We start from the raw sequence: 8,975 nt of genomic DNA on the forward strand, positions 1-8,975 counted from the left end.
AACCGTTCCCGATGCTTGAAGACAAGACTGGGCTATTTTGTAATTTGAGGATTGGAGCATGTTTGCATGATTTGTCTGATCCTCGCATATCCGCTCTGCGCAGCCGCGATCTGCCCCTAACCGGACAGCAGGGCCCGCGCCGGTCAGTACCCCGGCCTGCCGTGCGCTCCGCAAGGCGCCGGTGGGCTTTCATGAACGTCCTTGTTGCGCCATCGGACAATGGCGGACGCAGACCTTCAATACCGCTCTGCGATGCAATGGTCTGACTGCCCCGTGGATGGTCAATGCGCCCATGAACAGTTGCAGCTTCGAAGCTGGACCGAGACACAGCTCGTGGCATCACTGTCGTGATGCCACGTCGTCATTCTCGACAGTGTCCCCTTTCACCAAAGCGAACGGGCCGAACAACTGGTCGGGGGCCGGCGGCGCATGGCCGCTGTTCCTGCCTTCTTATTCGCCAGACCCGAACCCGATCGAGATGGCTTCTCGAAACTTAAGACACGTCCGCGAAAATCCGAGGCCCGGTGCTTCGAGACAATCACCCCTCCTTGGACAGCCTTCCGCCCAGTTTTAGCAGGATGGCCCTCCTGCCTCTGTTAGTCGCCGTGCAACCTGCGGCTCCTAGCTCGGAAGTAAGATCGCCTTTGTTTCAAGGAAGGCCCGAAGCCCTTCCGGTCCACCTTCCCGGCCAAGACCCGACATCTTATAGCCCCCGAAGGGGACGGCGGGGGCCATCTCCATACCATTGATGCCGACCTGTCCGGTTCGCAACTGTCTTGCGATGTCGTAGGCCCGCTTCGGTTCGCCAAATACGGAACCACTCAGACCAAAGTCTGTGTCGTTGGCGATTGCGATCGCTTCCTCGACGGTATCGTATGCTTGAACGGTAACCACAGGGCCAAAGATCTCATCGCGCGCTATCGCCATTCCTTGATGAACGTCACGAAAGAGCGTCGGTTCGATGTAGTAGCCTTCGTTGGATACGTTGGCTGATCGCCCACCCGTTACAACACGCGCGCCATCCTGCGTGCCCTGCTCAATATAGCCCATCACGCGATCGAATTGTCTTCGATTTAATACGGGTCCGATTTGGGTCTTCTCATCCCAGGGGCTTCCCACTTTAAAGGCTGCAATTCTGGCCGCGCAGGCTTCCACAATCTCGTCCTCGCGTTCTCTTGGCACAAGAATCCTCGACTGCGAAAAGCAGAACTGACCCGAAAAGGGCATTGTGAACTGCTCCAGGGTGGGCATCGCCTTTGGCAATTCGACTTCGTTAAGCAGGATGACTGCTGATTTACCGCCCAATTCCAGTGTCAGACGTCCCATGCGCGCAGCCACGACGGAGGCGATGGAACGTCCTGTGGTCACGCTTCCTGTAAAGCTCACCTTGGCAACATCTCGCGATGCAACCAGACGCGCACTGGCCTCAGCTTCGCCGTGTACGACGTTGATGACACCCCGCGGCAGCCCCGCTTCATGGGCGCAGTAGGCAACCATCATCGCATCAAGGGGGCTTTCTGGTGAGGGCTTGATAACGCAGGTGCAGCCCGCTGCCAGCGCGGCACCGAGTTTGTTCATCAGGATTGGAAGGGCAGCATTCCAGGGAATGATCAACGCTGAGACACCGACTGGCTCCGAAACAATCTTGGCGAGTCCGCGTGGCGTCTCACGGTCCTTGTCGAATTCGTAAGAGGCCGCAAGATCGGCAAAATATCTCAGACGCGCTACCGCGAGCGGCATCAGTCGCTGCGCGAGTGAGATCGGGACGCCGACTTGAGCCGTCCACAGAGGGACCAGGACTGGAAGCAATGCAGTCAGCCGATCCGCCAGCCGGTGCATCATTTCGCCTCTTTGCTTTGGAGATAGTTGCGGCCACGGTCCCTGTTCGAAGGCCTTCTTTGCGGACGCAATCGCACAATCAACGTCAGCTGCGACCGCCAACGGGACAGAAAATTCTGACCGGCCGGTTGTTGGGCTTATAACCTCCTTAATGGCTGCCGATGAGGCTCGGACCCACGATCCGTCGATATAGAAACCTTCAAATATTTGTGGTGGCAGCTGAATTCGCCAGTCCTTCATGATAACAATTCTCTCACAGGTTGAATGGACAGCCCTGAATGGCGTCCCGTCTACCGTAATCGACTAGGTGGGCGTGCGCTTTCACATGGTGCGGCTTCTGGCACGATGGTGCGATTAAATTGCGTGGCGACCGCCTACGGCCGCGATTGCTGGCCGTCGCAAGATCAACTGCTTCTGCGGTAACGACTTGGGGAGATGCCGTACTTCCTCTGGAATAGGCGCGTCATGTGCGAATGGCTCGAGAAGCCGACTTGACTGGCTATTGATGCGAGGTCATCTCTCGTTTCGCTCAACGCACGGCGCGCTTTTTCCAATCGCTGGTCACGCAGATATTCGAATGGGGTCTTCCCCAAGGCCGCCTGGAACATCTTTACAAAATGTGCTCGGCTATATCCGCTTTCATTCGCCAACTCGGCAAGAGTCAGATTTGATTCTTTTTCGCTTTCGATTTTATCAAGCACACGCTGGAGGGCTTTGGGAGGCAGCGGTGATATCGTATCAGCTCTTCCGCCCTCCGCAGTGGCGACTGCTAAAAATCGACTGATCAATGCTTGTTCGATGGATTCACAATAAAGAGCTCCAGTTGCCCCGCCGGTCTGCGCTTCTTGCGTTAGCAAGCTCAACAGATACCCGAGGGGGCGATCGCAGATACCGAGATGGCTATGGAGGCGGTGCGGCGCGCTGCATCTCGTCTCCTGAAGGACCATCTGTACCGCTGCTGGATCTATGACGCACACTGTCACGTTGTACGGCGTCAGTGCGCGAACGGCCGGTAGACGTCCAGCAGCTCCAAGCGAAAGAGAGCCCGGCTTTTTTACGACCCTTTGAAACCGCCCAATACGGTACTCACGCTCCACTATGGTTGGTTCCCCTGCCCAGTGGATGATATGGTGGTAGTCTAGATGCTCTTCCTGTCTCTCAATCGCATCGAGAACGCGGCGCTCGATCCTAACACTGCTGCAAATTCTGGCGAGCGGTGGACCGACCGATCTAGAACCTCTCAACAGAGTATCTACTGCTGAATCAATTGCTGTCATTCGGAAGTTCCCGTTCGCCTGTCTAAGCTTTCACCGGTTGTACCCTACGTGCCTTGCGCGACCGGCAGCTGGGCCGCAGGCGCCGCCAGGCCAGAGCCATTCCGGCGCTCCCGCCCGCGCGACTGGCACTACTCCAGCTGTCGGATCCAGCAAAAGCGCCATAAACCAGGACTACCGCTGGCTTTTTCGGCTGCGGCTGTCGTCGCTGTCCATTGCGGTGCAGCGACCGCTGCGGCACGCAAGCATATAGACACGTTACGCATTGCTTTCCTTCGTTGAAGGCGAGCGAGGACTCGCCTTGTCGCAAGTCCAAGTCGGGAAGTCGCCACACACAACAAGCGATCTAATTGCGCACAATTCTTTTACCCAGGCATCTCAAGCCTGGCAACGGCGATTGGACTTCGGGTGGTAAACATTTTCGTGAACGGAAGATGACCGTAGCGTGTGCGGCATGCCCGGCTGCCATCGACCTCATATTTCGCCGGCCCATAGAAATTCCCCCACGGGTCTAAGGAAGACCTGCCGTTCATCGTGCATTTCAACGCGATGAGTTCCCGCAACGCCGGCAGACAGGAATCTGCAAGAGATCGCAGGTTGGCCAGAATAATCTGCAGTCTGAGGCAGGCAATGAATCGCGGTGTCCAAAGGGAGAATCGTGATGAACGACACAGACCAAACAACGCATACGGTCACCGAAGGATCTTGGGCCGCACATGGCGGTGTCCTGTCCGATCGTTGCGACAACTGCCGCATCCTTGGCCGCGTTACCTCGCGCTACGGCGCAAGCGACCCCATTACCCATCAGGAATGTCGCGATGCTTAACCGCATAATGCTCATCGTAAACGGCCAGCCGCACCAACTCGAGCTCGACCCGCGTCAGTCGCTCCTCGACGTCCTTCGGGAGGAACTCGAACTCACCGGGACAAAGAAGGGCTGCAATCAAGGAGCTTGCGGCGCCTGTACTGTGCTGATGAACGGCAGGCGCGTGCTGTCGTGCCTGACGTTGGCGGTCATGCAGGATGGCGCCGAGGTCAACACCATCGAAGGGCTGACCAAGGGCGGTAAGCTCCATCCGCTGCAGGCGGCCTTCATCGAGCATGACGGTCTTCAGTGCGGCTACTGCACACCTGGCCAGATCATGTCGGGCCTCAGCTGCATTGCAGAAGGCCATGCGGGTTCGTCCGAGGAGATCCAGTTCTGGATGAGCGGCAATATTTGCCGCTGCGGCGCCTATCCCGGCATCGTTGCGGCGATCGCCCAGACTGCGTGGAGGATCTGATCATGCGGCCCTTCACAATCGAGAGGGTGACGTCCATCGATACTGCGATTGCCGCGGCCTCATCAGGGGCACGCATCATCGCGGGAGGCACGACTCTGGTCGACCTGATGCGCGAGGAGGTTGAACAGCCAAGCCGGCTTGTAGACATCAACGCCCTTCCACTCGCCGAGATCCGCCGCGGGCGGCTCGATCGAAGCCGTCGCGTCGTCCCGGCGTGCCCCCGAGGTCGCACAACGCTTTTCGATGCACGCCTTCGGCGTGGTCTTCGCGGAAGTCGCGGTCGATCCGGATGTCGGCATGATCCGGGTAAGGCGCGCCTTGGGCGCCTATGGTGCGGGTCGCATCATCAACCCGCGCCTGGCCCAGAGCCAGTGCATCGGGGGGATGGTCGGGGGAATCGGCATGGCGCTGATGGAACAGACGGTTCTTGATCCGCGCGACGGGCGGCCCGTCAATGCTCACATGGCGGACTATCTCGTACCGGTTAATCTGGACATCCCTCATCTGGATGCGGTCTTCGTCGATGAAGAGGATCCCCACGTGAACCAGCTCGGAGTGAAAGGACTGGGAGAGATCGCGTTGGTCGGCATGGCCCCGGCGATCGCCAATGCGGTGTTTCACGCGACTGGAAGGCGGGTGAGAAACCTGCCCATCCGCATCGAAGATGTACTGTAGACGCAATGCGACAAGCAATCATTGGTTGAACGGCAAATGGAGAGAAAGGACTTCATCATGCAGATTATGACCGAGCATTTCATCGGTGGCCGCTTTGTCGAATCTCACGGCAAGGAAGTCATGGAGATCCACAATCCTGCGACCGGTGAACTCATTGGCCTTGCCACGCTTGGTGATGAAGTCGACACCGAGCGCGCAATCGCAGCGGCCAAGGCGGCCTTCGTAACCTGGTCGAAGACAACGCTCGAAGAGCGCAAAGTATGGCTTCAGCGCCTCGCGGACGCGATCACCGAACGGATGGACGATCTGAAGGCCATCACCATAGCCGAATATGGCGCTCCCGCTGTCTTCACCGACTACATTGTCGATCAGGCTCGTGATTTCTTCATTTTCGCCCAAGACCTGTTGAAGCCCGAAAATTTCGAGATACGGCAAGGCCTGTCCACGATCCAGAAACTGCCCATAGGCGTCGCAGGGCTGATGACACCCTGGAATGGCAGCCCTTGGTTCGTTTGCGAAAAGGCAGCCTCGGCGCTTGCTGCCGGCTGCACGGTCGTCATGAAACCGAGCGAGTTGAGCCCCCTCCAGTCGAAGGTCCTGATGGAATGCTTCAAGCAGGCAGGCCTGCCAGCGGGCGTCATCAATCTGGTCAATGGTCGCGGCGACATCGTCGGCAACACCATCACCCGCAGCCCCAATGTAGAGAAGATCTCCTTCACCGGATCAACTCGCGTCGGAAAGATGATTGCCAGCCAGGCTTCGGAGAGGATGAAACGCGTTACGCTTGAACTCGGCGGAAAATCTCCGACGATCATCCTCGACGATGCGGAGATGGGCAAGGCGGTCGAGTTCGCCCTCATGGTCGGATTGATGAATACCGGACAATCCTGCACCGCCGGTACCCGCATCCTCGTGCCGAAGAGCAGGCTCGACGAAATCAAGCAGTATCTGAAGACTGGCATCGAGAACCTTCAGATCGGTGACCCGAGCAAGCGCGATACGGTGATTCAGCCTATGGTTTCGGCCGCGCATTACGAGCGTGTCCAAGGCTACATCCGCAAAGGGATTAGCGAAGGCGCCGAGGTGCTGATAGGCGGCGAAGGAAAACCGGTAGGATTCGAGAACGGCAATTACGTCAAACCCACGGTGTTCGTAGGCGTCACCAACGACATGGTAATTGCGCGCGAGGAAATCTTCGGCCCCGTTCTGTGCGTGATCACCTATGACGGGGACGATGAGGCGGTCCGGATCGCCAACGACACCGACTATGGACTTTACGCCTACGTCTTCGGAGCTGATGCGGAGCGTGCGCAGGGCATTGCCAATCACCTTCTCTCCGGTTGTGTCTCGGTCAACGAGTTCATCATCGATCCGGCCGCCCCCTTCGGCGGGTTCAAGCTGTCGGGTATCGGCCGCGAGTTCGGCATCGCCGGGCTCGAATCCTATCTGGAAACGCGGGTCATCCTCAGTCGCTAGAGCAGTTCCAGCAAAAGTGCGAAGCGGTTTTGCGTCCGGAACTGCGTGAAAACAAAGACATAGAGCATCTAAGGCGACTCCGTTTTCGCCGGAAATGCTCTAGCGCCCACTGTCGGTTCGGCGGAGTGTCAATCGGCGCGGAAAGTTGATCTCCTGCGGGCGGTCCAAAAGGACGCCGATCACCCCGCCAATCGGGTCCATTTCGTGCGCCGAAAGACAGCCGCTATCGGAAGACGCGTACCGTCATTGCCTCTGGCACAAACCCCGGAGCGAGCTGGCGGCCCTCAGAACTCTTGCGAGCCGCGCTTGCCTTACCCCGTCCTCGGTCTCCAACGAGATCACGACCGCCTGCAGCAGTACGATGGCAGATTCGGGCGCGCGCAGAACCTCCCGGTCTCTCTCATTGTAGGTGTGGCGAAGAACCTGCCCCCGCCAAACCCGCAGCAGTCTCGCCCGCGTGCCCGAAACGCCGCTATGCCCGCATGGCAAGAAGGGCCTCGAGCCTGTCATCTGCGGTTCGGCTCGCGTCGCGGTTACGATCCAGCCTGCGCATCCCTTCAAGCGGAAAACCTCGCTATGGGCATGGCCCAAAGCGAGGCATATCGAAATCCGGTCGATCTCGACCCTGGTTTGCCGCCGTCCCTTGCGCATCGCGCCGCGGTCAACAACAGTCAGTTGTCATTGAGCCTGGTGCGATTGACCAGCTTCAGGCTACCGCCGGGTTGGACCAGATAGGTTTCATTGTATTCCTGGCCGCCATACATCAGATGATTGAATACGGGCGATCCCACCGGCGCCTTGGAGAGCCGCGAGGTCGGGCCAGGACCATAGGTGATGCTGCCGGGAACGGGCTCGAGGGCAAATGCCGGCACGGCGAGAAGGTTGAGGAATGCGAGTACTCCGATAATGGCTTTCATGATCTTTCTCCTTGTCAACAGCAGCGGGAACCGTTCCCGATGCTTGAAGACAAGACTGGGCTATTTTGTAATTTGAGGATTGGAGCATGTTTGCATGATTTGTCTGATCCTCTCATATTGGGTCTAGCCTGGAGACTGGACGGCTTCACGTCGCTACGCTGATGAGGAAGATGGGCATCGAGACGATCTATCGCCGCCCGAACACCTCGAAACCAGCGTCAGGGCACAAAATCTATCCCTACCGCCTGCGCAAGCTGGCGGTCACCCGGCCTAACCAGGTCTGGGCCATGGACCTGACCTGCATCCCCATGGCGCGGGGATTCGTCTATCTCGTAAGCGATGTGCCGCTTGCACCTTGCCGACAAATCTTTGACTGCCTGCTGTAGAGTTGGACTGTTGATGCCCACCGCGTAAAAAACTATCGATTTCCCTTATTGGCTCGAAGGCAAGTGCCTATATCCTGGTTAGGTTAAAGCGGATTGTTAGTCCGGCAACTGGAGAAGTTATGTTCCGTCGCACCTGCAGCGTCTTACAAATTATTTGGACCACAGGTATCGTGGGTCTCGCCGTAATTGTTGGCGCTGTTCACGGATGGGAAAATCACGGCCTGATCGGAGCTATAGCTCTCGGGTTCTGTGGGTTGATTATAGGTGGTTTTCTAAGTTCGCCGAGAATTTTGCTCGAAATTTTGAGTTGATTTGGATGGCCGCAATAGGGCTATCGTAGCTTTTGCCCCGGCTACTTCTCCACATAATTCCACGGAAGAAGGTCCTCAATCCGGTTTTGCTTGTGGCCGTTGACGATCGCGGCGAGTGTGCCGGTCAGGTAGACCTGCGGATCGATAGAATTAAGTTTGCAGGTCTCGACCAGCGAAGCGACGGTCGCCCAGTTCTCGGCTCCGGTATCGTGTCCGGCAAAGAGAGCATTCTTGCGATTGAGGGCTATTGGCTGAATTGAACGCCGGCCCATTCCCTGACGAAGCTCCCCAATTTGCGGAATTCATCGGCCCTCGATGACGCCTTGCGCCAAACGAAGCTGACCGTGCGGGTGCTCTGATCGCCGAAAACTGGAGGGAAATTGGGGCTCAGGTCAGCTCGAGTTACAGGTCACTTGTCACGGTGCAGGGAAAGCGAAGGCGAGAAACGCAAAAATCCCGCAGCGTTTGATGCTACGGGATCACAGGGATGGTTGGTTGCGGGGGCAGGATTTGAACCTGCGGCCTTCAGGTTATGAGCCTGACGAGCTACCGGGCTGCTCCACCCCGCGTTATATTTTTGCCGGGGAATACCCGGGGCTTGGAAAGCAAAAAGGCCGCTTTTGAGCGGCCCTTGATCGGCTTTGGGCCGTTGATTTGTGGATTGAGAAGATGTTTGTTTTGCACTTAGCAGACCTGGCAGCGACCTACTCTCCCGCGTCTTGAGACGAAGTACCATTGGCGCTGGGGCGTTTCACGGCCGTGTTCGGAATGGGAACGGGTGCGGCCGCCCCGCCATGACCACCAGGTCGGCTAA

Annotated in this window: 5 protein-coding genes, 1 tRNA gene, 1 rRNA gene and 4 pseudogenes; 5 read left to right on the forward strand and 6 right to left on the reverse strand. The window is 57.7% G+C overall.

All coding sequences use genetic code 11. The annotated features are described in order from the left end of the window. Positions 1 to 621 precede the first annotated feature (621 nt). Positions 622 to 2,079: an aldehyde dehydrogenase gene (locus L867_RS0119915; protein ID WP_037174025.1), complete on the reverse strand. Its 1,458-nt coding sequence runs from the start codon at positions 2,077 to 2,079 to the stop codon at positions 622 to 624. A gap of 164 nt (positions 2,080 to 2,243) precedes the next feature. Continuing rightward, positions 2,244 to 3,116, reverse strand: a complete 873-nt coding sequence (locus tag L867_RS27145; RefSeq protein ID WP_084638659.1) for a helix-turn-helix transcriptional regulator — start codon at positions 3,114 to 3,116, stop codon at positions 2,244 to 2,246. A 713-nt stretch (positions 3,117 to 3,829) separates the two neighbouring features. Between L867_RS27145 and L867_RS25885 the strand changes: the two genes are divergently transcribed. The 4 genes and pseudogenes from L867_RS25885 to L867_RS0119935 all read left to right on the forward strand — a co-directional run bounded on the left by L867_RS25885 (position 3,830) and on the right by L867_RS0119935 (position 6,547). Further along, on the forward strand, positions 3,830 to 4,396 hold the full coding sequence (locus L867_RS25885) for a (2Fe-2S)-binding protein (RefSeq protein ID WP_051439124.1): 567 nt from the start codon (positions 3,830 to 3,832) through the stop codon (positions 4,394 to 4,396). A 2-nt stretch (positions 4,397 to 4,398) separates the two neighbouring features. Then, positions 4,399 to 4,515 (forward strand): annotated as a pseudogene (locus tag L867_RS28065) (FAD binding domain-containing protein); the annotation flags it as partial. 112 nt (positions 4,516 to 4,627) lie between these two features. Further along, positions 4,628 to 5,071 (forward strand): annotated as a pseudogene (locus tag L867_RS28070) (molybdopterin cofactor-binding domain-containing protein); the annotation flags it as partial. A 66-nt stretch (positions 5,072 to 5,137) separates the two neighbouring features. Continuing rightward, entirely contained in the window at positions 5,138 to 6,547 is a 1,410-nt protein-coding gene (locus tag L867_RS0119935; RefSeq protein WP_210163657.1) for an aldehyde dehydrogenase family protein, read from the forward strand. A gap of 671 nt (positions 6,548 to 7,218) precedes the next feature. Here L867_RS0119935 and L867_RS0119945 read toward each other — a convergent pair. Next, positions 7,219 to 7,464, reverse strand: coding sequence for a hypothetical protein (locus L867_RS0119945; RefSeq protein ID WP_028738493.1), 246 nt, complete (start codon positions 7,462 to 7,464; stop codon positions 7,219 to 7,221). A 137-nt stretch (positions 7,465 to 7,601) separates the two neighbouring features. Between L867_RS0119945 and L867_RS25890 the strand changes: the two are divergent. Further along, positions 7,602 to 7,808, forward strand: a pseudogene (locus L867_RS25890) (IS3 family transposase); the annotation flags it as partial. A 394-nt stretch (positions 7,809 to 8,202) separates the two neighbouring features. Here the strand turns inward: L867_RS25890 and L867_RS25895 are convergent. The 3 genes and pseudogenes from L867_RS25895 to rrf all read right to left on the reverse strand — a co-directional run. Then, positions 8,203 to 8,424, reverse strand: a pseudogene (locus tag L867_RS25895) (transposase domain-containing protein); the annotation flags it as partial. 229 nt (positions 8,425 to 8,653) lie between these two features. Next, positions 8,654 to 8,730 (reverse strand) — tRNA-Met (locus L867_RS0119960). A 122-nt stretch (positions 8,731 to 8,852) separates the two neighbouring features. Then, a 5S ribosomal RNA gene (gene rrf, locus L867_RS0119965) occupies positions 8,853 to 8,967 on the reverse strand. Between the last annotated feature and the right edge of the window lie 8 nt (positions 8,968 to 8,975).

It is taken from the genome of Paenirhizobium selenitireducens ATCC BAA-1503, from assembly GCF_000518785.1.
Taxonomy (GTDB): domain Bacteria; phylum Pseudomonadota; class Alphaproteobacteria; order Rhizobiales; family Rhizobiaceae; genus Allorhizobium; species Allorhizobium selenitireducens.